At 66.5% G+C, this 19,123-nt stretch carries 20 protein-coding genes; 10 read left to right on the plus strand and 10 right to left on the minus strand.

The genetic code is table 11. The annotated features are described in order from the left end of the window. Positions 1–82: 82 nt before the first annotated feature. From P9A16_RS12155 to P9A16_RS12195, 9 genes are all read left to right on the plus strand, one after another. A complete protein-coding gene (locus P9A16_RS12155) occupies positions 83–1,138 on the plus strand; it encodes a 3-carboxy-cis,cis-muconate cycloisomerase (protein ID WP_023516214.1) in 1,056 nt (351 codons plus the stop codon). A gap of 139 nt (positions 1,139–1,277) precedes the next feature. Further along, positions 1,278–2,450 (plus strand): ABC transporter substrate-binding protein, encoded by a 1,173-nt coding sequence (locus tag P9A16_RS12160; RefSeq protein WP_023516215.1) that lies wholly within the window; start codon positions 1,278–1,280, stop codon positions 2,448–2,450. Between the two features lie 189 nt (positions 2,451–2,639). Continuing rightward, positions 2,640–3,503: a branched-chain amino acid ABC transporter permease gene (locus tag P9A16_RS12165; protein ID WP_278025710.1), complete on the plus strand. Its 864-nt coding sequence runs from the start codon at positions 2,640–2,642 to the stop codon at positions 3,501–3,503. Further along, the gene (locus P9A16_RS12170) at positions 3,503–4,510 is read left to right on the plus strand and encodes a branched-chain amino acid ABC transporter permease (RefSeq protein ID WP_023516217.1); all 1,008 of its coding nucleotides are present in this window, start codon (positions 3,503–3,505) and stop codon (positions 4,508–4,510) included. The genes P9A16_RS12165 and P9A16_RS12170 overlap by 1 nt, the downstream gene beginning before the upstream one ends. Next, a complete protein-coding gene (locus P9A16_RS12175) occupies positions 4,507–5,271 on the plus strand; it encodes an ABC transporter ATP-binding protein (protein WP_023516218.1) in 765 nt (254 codons plus the stop codon). The genes P9A16_RS12170 and P9A16_RS12175 overlap by 4 nt, the downstream gene beginning before the upstream one ends. After that, a complete protein-coding gene (locus P9A16_RS12180) occupies positions 5,252–5,968 on the plus strand; it encodes an ABC transporter ATP-binding protein (protein ID WP_023516219.1) in 717 nt (238 codons plus the stop codon). The genes P9A16_RS12175 and P9A16_RS12180 overlap by 20 nt, the downstream gene beginning before the upstream one ends. Positions 5,969–6,119: 151 nt before the next feature. Beyond that, the gene (locus P9A16_RS12185; protein WP_278025711.1) at positions 6,120–7,841 is read left to right on the plus strand and encodes a thiamine pyrophosphate-requiring protein; all 1,722 of its coding nucleotides are present in this window, start codon (positions 6,120–6,122) and stop codon (positions 7,839–7,841) included. A 23-nt stretch (positions 7,842–7,864) separates the two neighbouring features. After that, positions 7,865–8,398, plus strand: a complete 534-nt coding sequence (locus P9A16_RS12190) for a 2,4'-dihydroxyacetophenone dioxygenase family protein (RefSeq protein WP_023516221.1) — start codon at positions 7,865–7,867, stop codon at positions 8,396–8,398. A 143-nt stretch (positions 8,399–8,541) separates the two neighbouring features. Next, positions 8,542–8,718, plus strand: coding sequence for a hypothetical protein (locus P9A16_RS12195; RefSeq protein WP_023516222.1), 177 nt, complete (start codon positions 8,542–8,544; stop codon positions 8,716–8,718). A gap of 68 nt (positions 8,719–8,786) precedes the next feature. Here the strand turns inward: P9A16_RS12195 and P9A16_RS12200 are convergent, their stop codons facing one another. The 7 genes from P9A16_RS12200 to P9A16_RS12230 all read right to left on the minus strand — a co-directional run bounded on the left by P9A16_RS12200 (position 8,787) and on the right by P9A16_RS12230 (position 15,728). Further along, positions 8,787–9,545 carry an SDR family NAD(P)-dependent oxidoreductase gene (locus P9A16_RS12200; RefSeq protein ID WP_023516223.1) on the minus strand — a complete coding sequence of 253 codons (759 nt, stop codon included), beginning with the start codon at positions 9,543–9,545 and terminating at the stop codon, positions 8,787–8,789. A gap of 3 nt (positions 9,546–9,548) precedes the next feature. After that, a complete protein-coding gene (locus P9A16_RS12205) occupies positions 9,549–11,000 on the minus strand; it encodes an aldehyde dehydrogenase (protein WP_024270149.1) in 1,452 nt (483 codons plus the stop codon). 21 nt (positions 11,001–11,021) lie between these two features. Then, positions 11,022–11,735, minus strand: coding sequence for an ABC transporter ATP-binding protein (locus P9A16_RS12210; RefSeq protein ID WP_024270148.1), 714 nt, complete (start codon positions 11,733–11,735; stop codon positions 11,022–11,024). Then, positions 11,728–12,456 (minus strand): ABC transporter ATP-binding protein, encoded by a 729-nt coding sequence (locus tag P9A16_RS12215; protein ID WP_023517471.1) that lies wholly within the window; start codon positions 12,454–12,456, stop codon positions 11,728–11,730. The genes P9A16_RS12210 and P9A16_RS12215 overlap by 8 nt, the downstream gene beginning before the upstream one ends. Next, positions 12,453–13,376, minus strand: a complete 924-nt coding sequence (locus P9A16_RS12220) for a branched-chain amino acid ABC transporter permease (RefSeq protein WP_023517472.1) — start codon at positions 13,374–13,376, stop codon at positions 12,453–12,455. Before P9A16_RS12220 ends, P9A16_RS12215 begins: the two co-directional genes overlap by 4 nt. Further along, positions 13,373–14,245, minus strand: coding sequence for a branched-chain amino acid ABC transporter permease (locus P9A16_RS12225; RefSeq protein ID WP_024270147.1), 873 nt, complete (start codon positions 14,243–14,245; stop codon positions 13,373–13,375). The genes P9A16_RS12220 and P9A16_RS12225 overlap by 4 nt, the downstream gene beginning before the upstream one ends. A gap of 256 nt (positions 14,246–14,501) precedes the next feature. Further along, complete coding sequence (locus P9A16_RS12230) at positions 14,502–15,728, minus strand: amino acid ABC transporter substrate-binding protein (protein ID WP_023513940.1); 1,227 nt, start codon at positions 15,726–15,728, stop codon at positions 14,502–14,504. Between the two features lie 183 nt (positions 15,729–15,911). Here P9A16_RS12230 and P9A16_RS12235 point away from each other — a divergent pair, with 183 nt between their 5' ends. Next, a complete protein-coding gene (locus P9A16_RS12235) occupies positions 15,912–16,811 on the plus strand; it encodes a helix-turn-helix domain-containing protein (protein WP_023513941.1) in 900 nt (299 codons plus the stop codon). Positions 16,812–16,814: 3 nt separating this feature from the next. On the opposite strand, the gene P9A16_RS12240 is transcribed toward P9A16_RS12235, so the two are convergent. The 3 genes from P9A16_RS12240 to P9A16_RS12250 all read right to left on the minus strand — a co-directional run bounded on the left by P9A16_RS12240 (position 16,815) and on the right by P9A16_RS12250 (position 19,036). After that, positions 16,815–17,159, minus strand: coding sequence for an ArsC family reductase (locus tag P9A16_RS12240; protein ID WP_023513942.1), 345 nt, complete (start codon positions 17,157–17,159; stop codon positions 16,815–16,817). A gap of 79 nt (positions 17,160–17,238) precedes the next feature. Continuing rightward, the gene (locus P9A16_RS12245) at positions 17,239–17,859 is read right to left on the minus strand and encodes a YitT family protein (RefSeq protein ID WP_023513943.1); all 621 of its coding nucleotides are present in this window, start codon (positions 17,857–17,859) and stop codon (positions 17,239–17,241) included. A gap of 7 nt (positions 17,860–17,866) precedes the next feature. Beyond that, complete coding sequence (locus P9A16_RS12250) at positions 17,867–19,036, minus strand: amino acid aminotransferase (protein WP_023513944.1); 1,170 nt, start codon at positions 19,034–19,036, stop codon at positions 17,867–17,869. Positions 19,037–19,123 lie beyond the last annotated feature (87 nt).

Genomic DNA, 19,123 nt, shown 5'->3' on the forward strand with positions numbered 1-19,123 from the left:
AGGTCCGTGACCTCTCCTCCTCTCCGTCATTCTCGGGCTTGACCCGAGGATCCACGCGCTTCCCATCGGAAAAGAGCGACACATGACCGTTTCTCCCTTCGACCATCCCTATCTCTCCGGCCTGCTCGGCGACGCGGCGGTGGCAGCGCTGTTTTCCGTCGCTGCTGAGCTTGAGGCCATGCTCGCGTTCGAGGTGGCGCTGGCAAGGGCCGAAGCGGAGGCGGGCGTAATCCCGGCGGAAGCCGCCGGGGCGATCGAGGCTGCCGCGCACCGCTTCTCGCCGGATGTCGCAAGCCTCAGGGCCGCCACCGCCCGCGACGGTGTGGTGGTGCCCGATTTCGTTCGCCAACTCCGCGCCGCCGTCGGCGAGCCGCATGGCCGGCATGTACATGTCGGCGCGACCAGTCAGGATGTCGTCGACAGCGGGCTGATGCTGCGCCTCTCACGCGTCTTGCCTGTTCTTGAAAACCGGCTGGAAGCGCTGACCGGCGTGCTCGATGGTCTCGCCGTCACCTTCGGCGACCGGGCGTTGATGGGGCGCACCCGCATGCAGGCTGCCATCCCCATTACCGTGGCGGACCGCGTCGGCGCCTGGCGTGCGCCACTTGAGCGCCATCATACGCGCCTGAAGGGTCTGATGGAGGAGGGGCTTGTCGTGCAGTTCGGCGGCGCGGCGGGCACGCTGGAGAAACTGGGCGAGAAAGCACCGGCCGTGCGTGCCGCGCTTGCCCGCAATCTCGGTCTTGTGGATGTCCCGCAGTGGCATAGCCAGCGGGACCGCATCATGGACCTTGCCGCCCTCCTTTCCGGCATCACCGGCAGCCTTGGAAAGATCGGGCAGGATGTCGTCCTGATGGCCGACCGTGGCGACGAGATCGCGCTTGCCGGCGGCGGTTCTTCCTCCGCCATGCCGCACAAGCAGAACCCGGTCGCCGCCGAAGGGCTGGTCGCGCTCGCCCGGTTCAATGCGGCACAGCTCGGCGGTCTGGCGCAGGCGATGATGCATGAACAGGAGCGTTCCGGGGCGGCCTGGACGCTGGAATGGATGATCCTGCCACAGATGGTGGTCGCCACCGGCGCCGCCCTTTGCCTGGCCGATACGCTGCTGTCGTCCGTTCGGCATCTGGGTGCGGCCTGATGTTTTTTCATAATTCCTAAGTTATGAAATAGCCAGATTTTTTCATTTTACATTACCGTTTCATCTGTCAATCTGACAAAAATCCAGTTTTGGACAGGATCGAGCACCGGTGGGAGACCGGCCTTTCAGGGAGGAAAATATGAAACATGTCGCGATCGCCGCGCTGGCGGCTGTGCTGATGGGAAGTGCTGCCCATGCCGATGTAATCAAGGTCGGCGTCGTCGGGCCGTTCTCCGGCCCCTTCGCGCTCCAGGGCAAGAACTTCAAGGCAGGCATAGACGCCTATATGGCGCTGAACGGCAACACGGTTGGCGACGACACGATCGAGGTGATCTACCGCGACATCCCGACCGCCGATCCGGCCCAGTCCAAGGCGCTGTCGCAGGAGCTCGTCGTCAAGGAAGGCGTGCAGTACCTGGCCGGATTCTACTTCACGCCGGATGCGATGGCCGCGACCCCGCTGCTCGAACAGGCCAATGTGCCGATGGTGGTGATGAACGCGGCGACGTCAGCCATCGTCACCAAGAGCCCCTATGTGGTGCGCACCTCTTTCACCACCTGGCAGACTTCGACGCCGATCGCCAAGGTCGCCTTCGACGGTGGCACCAAGAAGGTCATTTCCGTCGTCAGCGACTATGGTCCGGGCGTCGATGCGGAAGCTGCCTTCAAGGCGGGCTTCGAGGCGGCGGGCGGCGAGATTGTCGAGGCGATCCGCATGCCGCTCCAGACCAACGACTTCTCGCCGATCATGCAGCGCATCAAGGATTCCGGCGCCGAAGGCGTCTTTGCCTTCCTGCCCTCGGGCCCGACGACGCTCGGCTTCGTCAAGGCCTTCAACGAGAACGGTCTGAAAGCCGGCGGCATCAAGTTCTTCGCGCCCGGCGACCTGACGCAGGAATCCGACCTGCCGGCGCTCGGCGAGGCGGCGCTGGGTCTCACGACCACCTTCCACTATGCCGTCTCACACGATTCAGCGGAGAACAAGACATTCGTCGAGGCCGCCGGCAAGGCGCTCGGCAATCCGGCGGAGCTCTCCTTCCCCGCGGTTGGCGCGTATGACGGCATGCATGTCATCTACAAGATGATCGAGGCAACGGGCGGCGCGCAGGATGCGGCCAAGGCGGTCGAGGCCGTGAAGGGTCTTTCCTGGGAAAGCCCGCGCGGACCGGTTTCGATCGATCCGGCAAGCCGTCATATCACGCAGAACATCTACCTGCGCGAAGTGGCCAAGGCCGATGACGGGACCTACTACAACAAGGAGGTGCAGACCTTCGAAAAGCAGGGCGACCCCGGCCTTGCGGCGGCGAAGTAACAATCGTTGCTGCCTGGCAAATGGCTTGTTCCTAACCCTCTCCCCGCAGACGGGGAGAGGGGACGTGCCCCGCACCACGGTGTAGATTTGAGGAAAACGGTGCGGCATGTCCCTTCGCCCCGCTCGCGGGGAGACGGTGACCGGCAGGCCGGATGAGGGGCTGTTCCTCCACCACAGCAGGATAGTTGGATGCAAACGGTCTTCAGCATCGGCGTCGACGCCCTCGCCTACGGCATGGTGCTCTTCGTCATCTCGATCGGCCTGTCGGTGACGATGGGGCTGATGCGGGTCGTCAACCTCGCGCATGGCGCCTTCGCGATGATCGGCGGCTACATCGCCTCCTATGCCGCGCGCGACCTCGGCCTTGCCTATGCCGTTGCCGTCATGCTTGCCGTCTTCGGCACCATCCTCATCGCCATTCCCGTCGAGCGCCTGCTCTATCGCCGCGTCTATGGCCAGCCGGAGCTGACGCAGGTGCTGATGACCATCGGCATCACCTTCTGCGTCATCGGCATCGCCAACTATGTCTTCGGGCCGACGCTGAAGACCATTCCGACGCCGGAAAGCCTGCGCGCGCCGGTCAGCCTCGGCTTCCGTACGGTTTCGGCGCATCGCCTCTTCGTCATTGCCTGCGGTGCCGCGGTCGCGCTCGGCCTCTGGTATTTCATCGAGCGCACGGCCTTCGGCGTGAAGTTGCGCGCGAGCGTCGACAACGCGGCCATGGCCGCCGCCCTCGGAGTGAAGACCGAGGTCGTCTATGCCGACAGCTTCGCCGTCGCGGTCGGCCTTGCCGCCTTCGGGGGCGTCGTCGGCGCCGAGCTGTTGCCGATCGAGCCCTACTATGCGCTGCGCTACATGGTGACCTTCCTCGTCGTCGTCTCGGTCGGTGGGGCGGGCTCCATTCCGGGTGCGCTCGCCGCCTGCCTGCTGCTTGGCGCCATCGATACGACGGGGCGCTACCTGATGCCGGAATTCGGCGAATTCTTCTTCTATCTCGCGGTCATCGCCATCGTCTGGATTTTCCCGCGCGGCCTTGCCGGAAGGATGAAGTGATGGCGCTCACCATGAACACCGACAACCTCTCCACCACCCACGACCGCCGCGCCCGCCTGACGCGCGATGCGATCGGGGTCCTCGTTATCCTTGTGGTCGCCGTCCTCGGCTATCTCCTCTTTCCCAACAACCTCGCGCTGCTGACACGCATCACGGCGATCGCGCTCTTGGTCCTCTCGCTCGATCTCGTCACCGGCTACTGCGGCGTGGCAACGCTCGGCCATGCCGCGCTGTTTGGTGCAGGGGCCTATGGGGCGGGCATCGCGGCGGCCCATTTCGGCATTACCGATCCGATCGCCATGCTCGCCGTCGGCGTGGTCGCGGGTGCGCTCGCCGGCCTTGTCTCCGGTGCCGTCGTTCTGCGGGCGCATGGCCTGCCGCAGCTTGTGCTGTCCATCGCCATCGTCCATCTGGCCCACGAGGCGGCCAACAAGGCGTCCGGCTGGACCGGCGGCAGTGATGGTCTTGCCGGCATCATGCCGGATGCCGTCTTCGGCCTCTGGCAATTCGACCTGTGGGGCCGCACGGCCTATGTCTTCGGCATCGTGCTGCTGGTCGCCGTCTTCGTCGTTCTGCGCCAGATCGTGCGCTCGCCCTTCGGCATGCTCTGCCGCGGCATCAAGCAGGACCCGCTGCGCGTGCGCGCCATGGGCGCCTCCGTGCACGGCACGCTGATCCGGATGTACGCCATATCCGGTGCCGTCGCCGGGGCGGGCGGGGCACTCAACGCCATCTCGACCCAGGTCGTCGGCCTCGACAGCCTGTCCTTCACGCTCTCGGCCGAAGCCCTCGTCATGCTCGTGCTCGGCGGCACCGGCTCGCTCTACGGCGCGCTGATCGGCACACTCTCCTTCCTGTGGTTCGAGGACGTCGTCTCGGCGGCCAATCCGTTCCACTGGCTCACCATCGTCGGCGCGCTGCTGATCGCCGTGGTGCTCTTCGCGCCGAAGGGGCTCTACGGCTCGCTCGCCGCCCTCCTCGAACGCCGCGGAAGGAAGGACCGATGAACGCGATTTTCGATGTCCGCAACCTGAAGCGGAGCTTCGGCGGCCTCGCCGTCACCAACGATGTGTCCCTGTCGATGGCACCGGGCGACCGGGTTGCGCTGATCGGCCCGAACGGCGCCGGCAAGACGACTTTCGTCAACCTCGTCACCGGCAATCTCCTGCCGAATTCCGGCACGGTCACGCTCGGCGGCGAGGATGTCACCCGCTTCGGGCCGACGGAGCGCGTGCGCCGCGGCCTCGTGCGGTCCTTCCAGGTGACGCGGCTCTTCTCCGAGATGACGTCGGAGGAACATGTCGCGCTCGCCATCCTGCAGCGCCAAGGCCGGTCCGGCCGCATGTTCGCCAGCCACCGCGCCATGCCTGACGTGATGGATGAGGTGCATGCGCTGCTTGCCCGGCTCGGCATCGCCCAGCTTGCCGGCCGCCGCGTCAGCGAGATCGCCTACGGCCAGCAACGATTGCTGGAACTCGCGCTTGCGCTTGCGCTCAAACCCAGGGTCCTGCTGCTCGACGAGCCCGCCGCCGGCGTGCCGCAGAGCGATACAGCGCGCATCGAGCAGGCGATTGCCGATCTGCCGGCGGATCTTGCCGTTCTGATGATCGAGCACGACATGGACCTTGTCTTCCGCTTCGCAAAGCGCGTCATCGTGCTGGCGGCGGGCGAGATCATCTTCGACGGATCGCCAGGCGCGGTGACGAAGGACGTTCGTGTTCGACAGGCCTATCTCGGGAGTTATGCCGATGCCCGCAGCGTCGCTTGAAATCGCCGGTCTTTCCGCTGGCTACGGCCCGACGCGGGTTCTGGAGGATATCTCCTTTGCCGCGGATGCTGGCCGCAGGCTCGCCGTGCTCGGCCGCAACGGCATGGGAAAATCCACGCTCTTCGCCACGCTCGCCGGCCAGACGAAGCGTTATGGTGGCGCTATCCGCCTCGGCGGAGAGGCGATCGAGGGTATGGGCAGCTCCGCCCGCGCGCTGAAGGGGCTCGGCTACGTGCCGCAGTCTCGCGACGTCTTCCCGACGCTGACGGTGGAGGAAAACCTCTTCGTCGGGCTGAAGGGCCGCCCGCGCACGGCTATCGATGAGGCCTATGCCATGTTCCCCCGGCTGAAGGAGCGGCGCAGAAACCTCGGCTCGCAGCTTTCCGGCGGCGAGCAGCAGATGCTCACGACGGCGCGCACCATTCTCGGCCAACCCTCCGTGCTGCTGCTCGACGAGCCGCTGGAGGGCCTTGCCCCTGTTATCTGCGAGGAACTGATGGCGGCGTTCGGTACGCTTGCGGCCTCCGGCGAGATGACCATCCTGCTTGTCGAACAGCGCATCCAGAGCGCGCTCGATTTCGCCGACGACGTGATCATCCTCGAGCGCGGCCGCATCGCCTGGACCGGTACTCCGGCGGCGCTCGCTGCCGACCGGCACACGGTTGAGGCGCTGCTCGGCGTCGGCGGGCTGCACTGAGAGCAATTCATACGGCTTTCGTTATGTATCGTGGCCGGCATTTCATTTTACATCACTGTCCTGCCTGTCAGAGTGCTGCCTGAGACCTGTGCCGTCCGGTTCGAGGAAACCGGCGGCCGCGGGCAGGCTGCCGCACGACGGGGAGGTTCCGATGGGCGAAGACGATCTTGCCGGGGCGCCGGCAATGACGGCGGGCGGTGCGCTGCTCGCCCGACTGAAGGCGGTCGGCATCGACTTTATCTTCGCCAATTCCGGCACGGATTTTCCGCCAATCATCGAGGGTCTGGCCGAGGCGGAGGCGAAGGGCATCGCCCTGCCGGAAGCGCTCGTCATGCCGCATGAATCGGCGGCGATGGGTATGGCGCACGGCTATTATCTCGCCACCGGCCGTGCCCAGGCGGTGATGGCGCATACCAATGTCGGCCTTGCCAATTGCGCCATCGGCGCCATCAACGCCGCGATGGAGCATATCCCGGTTCTCCTGTTCTCCGGCCGCACGCCGGTCACCGAGCGCGGAAGAAAGGGGTCACGCACCGTGCCGATCGGCTGGGGGCAGGAGATGCGCGACCAGGCGGCGCTGGTGCGCGAGGCCTGCAAGTGGGACGACGAGCTGCGCTTCCCCGAGCATATCCCGCAGATGGTCGACCGGGCGCATGCCATCGCCAATTCCACGCCGCGCGGGCCGGTCTATATGAGCCTGCCGCGCGAGGTGCTCTGCCAGCCTTGCCCGACAGAGGACCTTGCGGCGCCGGCAACCGTGATGCCTGCCGTCTCTACGCCATCGGCCGAAGCGGTTGCGGAGGCCGCGCGTCTTCTGGCAGCGGCGGAGAACCCGGTTATCTTCGCGCAGCACGGCGCCGGGTCGGCCGAGGGGTTTGCCGCCCTTGCGGCGCTGGCGGGTGACTGGGGCATTCCCGTCTGCCAGTACTGGGCGGTGCAGCTTGCCATGGCGACGGACCATCCGATGGCCGCACAGGCCGATCCGGGGCCTCTGCTAGAGGCAGCCGACGTGGTGCTCGTCCTCGATGCGCTGGCGCCCTGGTCGCCGGATGTCCATCTGCTCCGGCCCGGCTGCAAGGTCATCCAGCTCGCCCAGGATCCGCTCTGCCAGCGCCAGCCGGTACGCTACTTCCGCTCCGACGTGACGCTCGCCGGCGATGTCGATGCCGGCTTGCTGGCCCTGAAGGCGGCGATGGACCTGATGCTGCCCGCCCATCGCGCCACGGCGGAACGTCGTGCCACGGCGGTTGCGGAACGCAACCGCATGGCCCGCGCCGGCGTTCTTGATGCGGCCCGGCGCGGCGGCGGCTCGCCGATGACGAAGGATTTCGTCAGCCTGACGCTCTCCGAGGCGCTGGCGGGTCGGAATGCCACCGTGCTTTCCGAACTCGGCTGCCCGCTGGCACCGATGACGCTTTCTCATCATCAGGCCTGGTATCAGGAGCCGCATTCCGGCGGCCTCGGCTGGTCCTTTCCCGCCGCGCTCGGCATGCAGCTGGCGCGGCGAGAGCGGCTCATCGTCGCCACCATGGGCGACGGCTCGTACATGTTCGCCAATCCCGTCGCCTGCCATCAGATCGCCGAGGCGCTGGAACTGCCGATCCTTGTCCTTATCGTCAACAATGCCGAATGGGGTGCGGTGCGCCAGTCGGTGCTCGGCCTCTATCCGGACGGGTATGCGGCGAAGACCAACCGCATGCCGCTGACCGCGCTTTCGCCGGTGCCGGATTTCGTGAAGGTCGCCGAGGCGAGCCGGGCCTATGCAAGACGTGTCACCGACGGCGCCGCCCTTTCCGGTGCACTTGCCGAGGCGATCGACCATATCGAGACGAAGCGGACGCTCGCGCTGCTCGACATTGCCGTCCGCGCCTGAACCATCATACGAGGAGGAAATCCATGCCCGAGCTTGCAAAGAACGAATTCTGGAAGGATCTGAAGCCGATCGACACGGTGTTCCAGCCCGACGCCCAGCCGGAAGTCTATCTCCAGAATGCGCCGACCGACGACGAGCGCTATTACGTGCCCTTCACCGAGACCGTCTCCTCCCGTCCGCTGTGGATCTCCCCGACGCAGAACAAGTGGTGCGATATCCTGATGGCGAAGAAGGCGGGGCTGGTGAACCGCCACTACCACCCGCATGAGGTCTTCGCCTACACGATATCGGGCAAGTGGGGCTATCTGGAGCACGACTGGACGGCGACGGCCGGCGACTTCGTCTACGAGACGCCCGGCGAGGGCCACACGCTCGTCGCCTATGAGCACGAGCAACCGATGAAGGTGTTCTTCCAGGTCAAGGGGCCGCTGATCTGGCTCGACGACAAGGGAGAGCCCGACGGCTTCTTCGACGTGCACAACTACATTGCCCTCTGTCGTGACCACTATGAGAAGGTCGGGCTCGGGCGGGATTATGTGGAGCGGCTTTTTCGCTAGAGCCGTTCCAGCCGAAGCGAAATCGCTTCGGCGTCAGGTAAAAGGGCCTGTTTCCTGCGGAACAGCGGCGGGCGCGGCGATGTGCGACCTTCTGGTCACCGGATGAGAGAGGCTCATCCTTACCAGAGATCAGGAGAGACCCCATGCGCAAGATCATCGTTTCCGCTGCCATCGCCGCCGTCGCTGCCGTCTCCTTCGCCGCCCCCTCGCAGGCCGGCTACTACAGCTACGGCTACAAGCCGCATTGCTTCATCAAGAAGGTACAGTCCTACGACTACTACGGCAACGTCATCATCAAGAAGATCAAGGTCTGCAAGTAAGCACCTCCCCATTGACCTCCCCGAAGGCCCGGATGTTCCCTGCATCCGGGTCTTTTGCCGTGCTGCGGTCAGATGCTCATGCCGCCATCGACCATCAGCATCGTGCCGGTGACGAAGCTTGCCTGGTCAGAGGCGAGATAGAGCACCGAGCGGGCGATTTCCTCGGCGCTGGCATGGCGGCCCATCGGGATGAGCCTGTTGAAGAAATCCGTGCCGTCCATGCCGGTCGCGGCGCCGAGGCCCTGTTCCACGGCAAGCTGGAAGCCGTTGTCGACAGGCCCGGGATTGACCGTGTTGACGCGGATGCCACGTGGGGCAAGCTCCTTGGCAAGGCAGCGCATCAGGCCGGTCTGGGCGTGCTTGGCGGTGATATAGGCATAGACGCCGGGATCGCCGCGCGTCGCCGCCACGCTGGACGTGATGATGATGCTGCCGCCGTCGCGCATATGCGGCACGGCGTGTTTGGCGGCAAGGAAGGCGCCGCGCACATGCACCGCCTGCACGGCGTCGAAGATGTCGAGCGGATAGTCGGCGATGGGTGCGACCGTGCCGAAAGTGCCGGCATTGGAAAACAGCACGTCGATGCCGCCGAAGCGCTCGACGGCAAGGCCGATATAGGCCTGCGTCGAGATATTGTCGGTGACATCGGCTGCCGCGCAGGCCACACGCTCCTTCGGCAGGCCCGCAACGGCCCGTTCAAGCGCCGCGCGGTCGTTGTCGACGAGCACGATATTGGCACCCTCGGCAAGGAAAAGCCGGGCGGCGGCAAGGCCGATGCTGCCGGCCCCGCCTGTCACGATGGCGGTCTTGTTGTGGAGGAGCGCCATGGGTCAGATCGGATAATGGATGGCGCCGTCCTGCACGGTGATCCAGCGCAACTCGGTGAATTCGGCAATGCCGGCCTTGCCGCCGAAACGTCCGTAGCCGGATTCCTTGACGCCGCCGAAGGGCATCTGCGCCTCGTCGTGCACGGTCGGGCCGTTGATGTGGCAGATGCCGGATTCGATGCGGCGGGCGACCTGCATGGCGCGGTTGACGTCCCTGCCGAAGACGGCGGCGGAAAGGCCGTATTCCGTGTCGTTGGCGACGCGCACCGCCTCGTCGATCGAGCCGACGCGGATGACGCTGACGACCGGGCCGAAGCTCTCCTCGCCGTAGATGCGCATGGCGGGCGTCACCCGGTCAAGCAGGGTGGCGTCGACGATCGTGCCCCGCACGCTGCCGCCGGCCGAGAGCACCGCGCCCTTGCCGACGGCGTCGCGGATGAGCTGTTCCAGCCTCTGGGCCGCATGGGCATCGACGACCGAGCCAAGCGGTGTGTTGCCCTCGCGCGGATCGCCGGCAACCAGTGTGGCGGCTTTTTCCGCAAGGGCTGCAACGAAGCGGTCGGCGATCGTCTCATCGACGACGATGCGCTCGGTCGACATGCAGATCTGCCCCTGGTTCATATAGGCGCCGAAGGCTGCCGCGGCGACGGCTGCGTCGATATCGGCATCGTCGAGCACCACGAAGGGGGCCTTGCCGCCGAGTTCCAGCAGCGCCGGCTTCAGGTAGCGCCCGGCGGTCTCGGCGATGATACGGCCGACGCGGGTGGAGCCGGTGAAGTTGACGCGGCGCACGGCGGGATGGGCGATCATCGCCTCGACGATGGCGGCGGCATCGTCAGGCGCATTGGAGACGGCGTTGAGCACGCCTTCCGGCAGACCGGCCTCGTGCAGCGCGTCGACGATCAGCCGGTGGGTGCGCGGGCAGATTTCGGAAGTCTTCATGACCACCGTGTTGCCGCAGGCAAGCGGGGTGGCGAGCGAGCGCACGCCGAGGATGACCGGCGCGTTCCACGGCGCCATGGAGAGGACGACGCCGGCCGGCTGGCGCACGCCCATGGCGAGCGAGCCGGGGCGGTTGGAGGGGATGATCTCGCCGGTGATCTGCGTCGTCAGCGATGCGGCCTCGCGCAGCATGTCGGCGGCAAGGCCGACATTGAACATTGCCCAGCCGGCCGTCGCGCCCGTTTCGGCGGCCATGGCGGCGACGAAATCGGCGGTTCTCGCCTGCAGCTTGTCGGCGGCGGCAAGAAGCAGCTTTCGGCGCTGGCCGGGCCCGGTCGCCGCCCAGGCAGGGAAGGCCTTCGCCGCGGCATTGACGGCCTGGCGTGCATCCTCCAGCGAGGCGGCGGCGACCTCCGAGGCGACTTCGCCGGAAATCGGGTTGATGCGGGTGAAGGTGCGCCCGTCAGAGGCGGCCTGGTCGAGATTGTTGATCTTCAGTCCAAGGACGGACATGGTTTGCTCCCTGCTTGACATTCAGACGGTTGCGCCGAGGAACGCGCGTTTTACCGCGTCGTCGTTCATCAGTCCCGTTGCGGTATCCTCGCCGACGATGCGGCCTGCCTCCAGAAGGTAGCCGCGGTCGGCGATCGAAAGGCTCATCTTGACGTTCTGTTCGACGATCAAGAGCGCCAGCCCGTTCTCGCGCACCCGGCCGAGCGCGGCGAAGAGCTCGCCGACGACGACGGGGGCAAGGCCGAGGCTCGGCTCGTCGAGCATCAGGAGGTCGGGCTTCGACATCAGCGCGCGGCCGATCGCCACCATCTGCTGCTCGCCGCCCGACATGGTGTTGACGAACTGCCGGCGCCGGTCCGCGAGTTTCGGGAAGAGGCCGTAGACCAGCTCGCGGCTCGCCTTGCCATGGGCGCGGGCGCGCCTGGCATAGGCGCCGAGGGCAAGGTTCTCCTCGACCGTCAGGTCGCCGAAGACGCCGCGGCCCTCCGGCACCAGCGCGATGCCGGCTTCGAGCACCAGATGCGCGGGCCGGCCGGCAATGTCCGCGCCGACAAAGCGGATATTGGCGCCGGGATCGGGCCGGACGAGGCCGGCGGCGGCCTTGAGCAGCGATGACTTGCCCGCACCGTTGGCGCCGAGCATGACGACGGTTTCGCCTTTGCCGACGGTGACGGAGATCCGGTCGAGGGCAAGGTGCGGGCCGTAGTGGAGGGAGAGGTCGCGGATATCAAGCATGGCCGTCTCCGAGATAGGCGCGCACGACCTCCGGATCCCGCAACGTCTCGGCGGTCGGGCCGTCGGCGATCTTGCGGCCGGCATTCATCACGATGGCCCGCCCGCAGAGCGCCCGGATGGCATCCATGACATGCTCGACAAGGAGCACCGTGATGCCGCGCTCCCTCAGAGACAGGATGAGGTCGATGCCGGTGCGAAGCTCCGTCGGATTGAGGCCGGCGAGCCATTCGTCGAGCAAAAGCAGTTCCGGTTCGGCGGCGAGCGCCCGGGCAAGCTCCATGCGCTTCTGGTCGATATAGGTGAGAGAGCCGGCCGGCTGGTCGGCGCGTCCGGCAAGGCCGACGGCGGCAAGATGGGCCTGGGCTGCCTCGTGGGCTGCCTTGCCCCAGAGCTTCCGGCGGCCGAAGGCAAGCGCGGTCACGACGTTTTCGGCCACCGTCAGCGAGGGAAGCGCGCGCACCAGCTGGAAGGTGCGAGCGACACCTTTCCTCGCAATGCGGTTCGGGCCAAGGCCGGAAATCGCCTCGCCGTTGAGGGCGATCCGCCCGCCGGTCGGCGGCAGGAAGCCGGAGATCATGTTGAGCACCGTCGTCTTGCCGGAGCCGTTCGGGCCAAGCAGGCCGACGACCTCGCCGCGCTCCAGCGAGAAGGAGACGGCGTTGACGGCGGTAAGCCCGCCGAAGCGCTTGGTAAGGCCGCTCAGCGCAAGAAGTTCGCTCATCGCGCACCGCCTTTCCTTAGCCGGCTTTCAACGGCTGCCAGCACGCCCTTCGGCAGGAGGAACACGATGGCGATGAAGACAAGGCCAAGGATGATCGGATAATGGTTCGGAAAGTTGGCGGAAAGCCACTCGAAGAGCAGGAAGAGCGGAATGGTGCCGAGCAGCGGGCCCCACAGTCGGTCCGCCCCGCCGAGCAGCGCCATGATCAGCGTCAGGAAGGAGATGGTCGGGTTGAAGACGATGCTCGGCTCGATATAGGTCCAGCGCGGCGCCTGGATGGCCCCGACGAGCGTGATGATCACGGCACTGACGGCAAAGAGCGCGAGCTTGAGCTTGGTGATGTCGATGCCGCAATGGCTCGCCACCACCTCGTCGTCACCGATGACCTTCAAGGCTAGGCCCCAGCGCGTGCGGCCGATGCCCCAGGAGAAAAGGAAGGTGGCGGCGGCGAGCGCCAGCAGTTGCCAGTAGATCCCCTCCGGCGTCACGGGCAGGAAGATGTAGCGGCCAAGCGTGCCCGTCACGTTGACCTCGTACCAGGTGACGAGCTGGCGGATGAGCTCCGCAAGACCGAAGGTGAAGATCACGAAATAGACGCCGGCAAGGCGGAGCGTCGAGAGACCGACGACCAGCGCCACGGCAAGGCCGATCATCGCCGCGACGAAAAGGACGAGCGGATAGGGCAGGGTCTCGCTGAAGACGCCGACCGTATAGGCGCCGATACCGAAGAAAGCGACGGTGGCGAGCGAGACATAGCGCGTCGGGCCGGAGAACAGGCCCCAGGCGGTGGCGAGCACCACATAGCCGGTCATGCCGATCATCAATGTCACCGCATAGGGTCCGGCGAAGAAGGGCAGGGCGGCGAGCGCGGCGAGAACGAGGCCGGCGACGAGGAGGCCGAAAAGCGTGCGTGCCGTCATCGTGCGCTCCTCCCGAAGAGGCCGGCGGGGCGCCAGAGCAGGATGGCGAGGAAGATGAGGTAGGTGGCGGCGAGCGTCAGGCCCGGATCGACATAGGTCGCAACGAAGGTCTCGACGAGGCCGAGCAGCAGGCCGGAGAACAGCGCGCCGAGAATATTGCCGACCCCGCCCATGATGACGACGATCAGCGCCTTCATGGTGAAGACGACACCGGCCGTGGCGGTGAAGGTCTGGTACATGGAGATGACCACACCGCCGGCGGCCGCCAGCGCTCCGCCGATGGCGAAGGCCGTGCGGGCGGCACGCTCGACATCGATGCCGACGAGCGGCGCGGAGGTCGGCGAGGCGGCGACGGCGCGCAGCGCCGTGCCCCAGAGGGTGCGGGTGAGGAGCAGGTACAGCCCGCTGCCGAGGACGATGGCGAGCGCGAAGGCGATGAGGCGGTTGGCCGCGATGGTGGCCCCGAACACGCTGACGCCGATGTTGAGATAGCTGTAGCTCGTATAATTGCTGCCGAAGAGCACCAGCATGACGCCCTGGATGACGAAGAGCAGGCCGAAGGTGGCGAGGATGGAGTCGATCTCCAGCGTCTCCCGGTTCTTCGCACGGCGCACCAGCAGGCGCATCATCAGGCCGTAGACGAGATAGCCAAAGACAAAGCCGAGCGGCACGGCGGCTAGAAGACCGAGCACCGGATTGATGCCGAGACCGTTGAACAGCACATAGGCAAGGAAGGCCGCCGCGATGATCGTCTCGCCATAGGCAAGGTTCATGATGCGCGCGATGCCGTACTGGAGCGTCAGCCCCATCGCGACCAGCGCATAGGTTCCGCCGAGCACGAGCCCGGACAACAAGGCCGTGACGAGCATGGCCGCTCCTTACATTTGCCGGCCGATGGCATGCACCGCGCCGTTTTCAGTCGATGGCAGAATGCCCCTCATCCGGCCTGCCGGCCACCTTCTCCCCGTGAACGGGGGGAAGGAAACCTGGCTATACCGTTGCCATCCCCTCTCCCCGCTTGCGGGGAGAGGGCCGGGGTGAGGGGCAGTCGTGCCCGTTCCGGTCGTCAGCGAGGGAAAGCGCCGGTCCGCCAAAGCGCCCTTCGATCCCGCGTGACGAAGGCCGCTACTTCTTCCACGCTTGCCGCGGCAGGATCGGCTGGCTGGCGCCGGTACGGTCTGCAGGGGCGATGCCGACGAACTGGCCGTTCTGCCACTGGCCGGTCCACCAGAGCGTGCGAAGCTGGTTGTCTTCCATCTTCGTCTCGCCGAGCACGGTCTGGAATGTACCGGTCGACAGCTCCGCGGACACGGCCTCGCGGTCGAGGCCCTTGCGCTTGATCGCCTCCTGCAGCATCTGCAGCGAGGCATAGGTGATGACGCTGCCCCAATAGTCGGGACCTTGGCCGGTCACCTCCTCGTGGCGCTTGCGATAGGCGGCATTCGCCTCGTTCGCCGGATCGATGCCGCCCAGGCTCATGATGCCGGTGGCATTGTCGCCGTTGTTCTTGCCATAGACCGGAAAGCCCGTGCCGACGCCGAGATAGAGCAGCTTCGGATTGAAATCGGCGACCTGCGACTGCTGGGTCAGCGCGAACGTATCCGGCGGATAGGAGAAGGCGACGAAGCTGTCGGCGCCGCTCGCCTTCGCCTCGTTGATCATCGGCGAAAAGTCCGACGTGCCGACCGGATAGGTCTTGTCGTAGACGAGTTCGATGCCGGCTTCCGCGAAGGCCGGCCGTGCGGCGTTCACGAGATCGATGCCGAAGCCGTCGGCGACCGAGACCATGGCGACCTTGTTGTTGAGCGTGCCGTCGGTGACGGCCCTCTTGATGATGCCGGCGAGCGCGCCGGCATAGTCGTGGCCGCCGCCGAGCATCCAGAAGCTTTTCTTCCAGCGCTTGACGAAATCCGGCGCCTTGTCGGTAACGGAGGAGACGGCGAGTTGCGGGTAGCCGTAGCGGTCGAAGAGCGGCGCGGCGGCAAGGTTGAAGCCGGTGCCCCAGGGCGCGAGGATGAAGTCCGCCTCGTCCTGCGTCGCCAGGCGTTCGACGGCGCGTACCAGCTCTTCCGAGGTGGACCGGTCGTCATATTCGATTACCTCGATCGGCAGTTTCTTGCCGTCGGGCAGTTCGAGCCCGCCGGCGTCGTTCACGTCCTTCACCCAGAGCTGGTAGTTCGGCAGCGTCGTGATGCCGGCGCCGCCGGCATTGGGGCCGGTCTTGGAAATGGCGTAGCCGATCTTCACCGAGCTGCGGTCCTGTGCCAGCGCGCCCGGTGCGATGCCCGTCGCCAAGAGGGCGGAGGCAGCCGCCATCACGCGCAGGACGTGCCTGCGTTGCAGAGATTTCATCGTCGATTCCTCCCAAAAGGCCTGCTCTTCCGGCAGGCGTCGCGCCAAGGCGGGCAGCGGCCGCATTCTCCTCCGGGCCTTCTGTCGCCTCTTGACGGATGAAAGGTTAGCCGGACGCGGGGCGGGGCGGAATAGACTTTTACAAGAGATACTTGTACTTTTTACGGCAAGGAGACCGTCGCCATGCCCTTCCAGGATGCTCTTGCGCCGCAGCATCGCGCCGCCGGCAACACGCCGCCGCTGCCGACGGAGGCGCGGCTCTTCCGTGGTGCGCTGTCGCAGTCCGGCTGGACCTTCCGCGGCGGGCGCAACCGCGTCTTCCTGCTCCTCTCCGGCAGCGGGCGGGTGTCGCTCGGTCCGGCGGATCTCGGGCTTTCCGGCCCTTCCATCGTCTGGGCGCCGGCCGGCGAGCGCGGCACGGTGCTCTTCGATGCCGGCGCGGAGGGGGCGGCGCTGGCGATCCCGGAGCTGGCGCTCGGCCCCGCCATGCCGACGGGGGCGATCTTCGCCGAGGTGCGCGACGCCATCGCCCGGCCGATCCTCGGCGCCAAGCTGGCGCTGGCGGATGCGAGAAAGATGCTCCAGACGGTGGAGACGATCGAGGCGGAGCTGCGCGAGAACGCGGCGGGCATGCAGGAGGTGGTGCGTCATCACCTTGCCCTCTTGCTGATCGCCATCTGGCGCCGCGCCAATCCGGCGACGGAAAAGCCGAAACCCTCGCCGCGCGCCACCGTGCGCAGCTTCCTGCATCTCGTGGAGCTGCATATGCGCGAGCAATGGTCGCTCGCCGACTATGCCGCCGTCCTGGGCGTGACGCCGGACCGGCTGAACACGGCGGTGCGGCGCGCCACGGGGCGTTCGCCGATGGAGCTGATCCATGCCCGGCTGATGATGGAGGCGGAAATGCTGCTCGATGGGTCGAGCCTGCAGATCGCCGAGGTCGCCGAAGCGCTCGGTTTTCGCGATGCGGCCTATTTCAGCCGGTTCTTCAAGCGACTGGCCGGGGTCTCGCCGCGCGCGCGGCGGGCGGGGCTTGCCAGCCGGCAGGTGCGCGCGGAAATCTCCTATGCCGCCTGGCCGTAGATCTCAGAACAAGGTTTCGTAGATTTCCGGCTTGAAGCCCGCTGTCAGGGCGCCGTCGCGGTCGAGCATGGGGCGCTTGATCATCGAGGGCTGGGCGAGCATGAGTGCGATCGCCTTCCCGGCGTCAAGGGCCTGCTTGTCGGCATCCGGCAGAGCGCGGAAGGTGGTGCCGGCACGGTTCAGCACCGTCTCCCAGCCGAGCGCATCGACGAAGCGCGTCAGGCTTGCGGCATCGATGCCTTCCGCCTTGTAGTCGTGGAAGCGATAGGCGACGCCCTTGGTGTCGAGCCAGGTCCGGGCCTTCTTCATCGTGTCGCAGTTCTTGATGCCGTAGATCGTGACGGTCACGCCGGTCTCCTTCGTTTGATGGTCGCCGCCTTCATAGAGCGATTCCGGCAAAACTGCGCAGCGGTTTTGCGTCCGGACGTCACGTCACGCCGAGATAGCGGCCCGGACGATGGTTGATGGCGAGCGTCATGTTGACGACGACGGCACCGAGCACGGAGAGCGCGAGGCGATCGGGCGGGATGACGAAGGCGGCGGTGGCAAGGATGGCGAGATCCACGGCGAGCTGGAAGTAGCCGGCCCGGATGCCGAAACGGTCCTGCAGATAGATCGCCAGCACATTGATGCCGCCGAGGCCGGTGCGGTGGCGGAAGAGGATGAGCAGGCCTGTTCCGGACAGCGCTCCGCCCATGACGGCCGCATAGAGCGGGTCGAGGTGGGAGAAGGAAATGAGGTCAGAAGTTAGCCGGGTAAAGATCGAGACGAGCGTGACGGCCGCGAAGGTGCGCAGCGTGAAGGCCCAGCCGAGCTTTTTGACCGCAAGGACATAGAAGGGCAGGTTGATGGCGAAGAACAGCCACCAGAAGCCGACCCCGCTGGCATATTGCAGGAGCAGGGCGAGGCCCGCCGTGCTGCCGGCGAGCAGCACGGCCTTGGTATAAATCACCACGCCGAGCGCCATGAACATCGTGCCGACGACGATGGCGATGGCATCCTCGTAGGCGGAATGGCGCTCGGGCCGGGCTGCTGTTTCGACAGACATCGTTTCCTCAGAGGCTCAGGAACTTCTCGATCACCGCATCGACTTCGGCCGATTTGAGGCCGGCAATGTTGATGCGGCCAGAGGTCGGCATGTAGATCGCGTGTTCGGCGCGCAGCTTCAGGACGTCCGCCTCCTCCAGCGGCAGCAGGGAGAACATGCCCTCCTGCTCGCGGACGGCCGTCAGCACCTGCCAGCGGCCGGAGAGGCCGGCAGCGAGGCGTTCGCGGATCGCGGTGATGCGCAGCCGCATGGTCTCGATTTCCGCCATCCAGTCGGCCTTCAGCGCGTCGTCGCCGAGGATTGTCGCGACGATGGCTGCGCCGTGGTCCGGCGGCATGGAATAGCTGGTGCGGGCGAGGGCCGCGAGGTTGGTGCGCACGGACAGCGCCGTCTCCGCGCTGCCGCAGGCGGCATAGATCGCCCCGGTGCGCTCGCGGTAGAGGCCGAAGGACTTCGAGCAGGAGACTGCGACCAGCGCTTCCGGCACGGCGGCAAGCAGCGTGCGCAGCCCGGCGGCATCCTCGTCAAGGCCGCGGCCATAGCCCTGATAGGCGATGTCGACGAGCGGCAGCAGGCCGCGTGCGGCGACGAGCTCGGAGACGGCGCGCCACTGTTCCGCGGAAAGATTGGCGCCCGTCGGGTTGTGGCAGCTGGCATGCAGCAGCACCGCATCGCCCGGCGCGGCGCCCGAAAGCGCCTCCATCATACGGTCGAAGAGCACCGTCTGCGAGGGGATGTCGAAGAAGGGATAGGTGACGACCTCGAGGCCGGCCGCCTTGAAGATGCTGGCATGGTTCGGCCAGCTCGGCAGGCCGAGCCAGATGCCCTTGACGCCCATGCGGGCCATCAGGTCGGCGGCAAGGCGCAGCGCGCCGGACCCGCCCGGCGTCTGCAGCGCGGCGGTGGCGCGCCCGCGGCCGGCCTCGCCCGTCGTCAGTGCCCACAGGCGCTCCAGGAAGACCGGATCGCCCTCCGGGCCGACATAGGCCTTGGTCGGCTGCGCCTCGACGAGGCGCCGCTCCGCCGCCTTCACCGCGCGGAAGATCGGCGTCGCACCCGTTTCGTCGCGATAGACGCCGACGCCGAGGTCCACCTTGCCGGCGCGCTCGTCTGCCCGGAAAAGGCCGATCAGGGCAAGCAACGGGTCGTCGGGCTGGCGGGTGAGGGCGTCGAACATGGCCGGGTTCCTTGTGCGGTGGGTCTGCAAGCGGTGTAGGCCAAAGCTGCCGCAAAATCGACCATGATATTGCGGTGAAAGCGCAAG

Origin of the sequence: Shinella sp. 838, from assembly GCF_029623935.1 — a bacterium.
GTDB lineage: Bacteria > Pseudomonadota > Alphaproteobacteria > Rhizobiales > Rhizobiaceae > Shinella.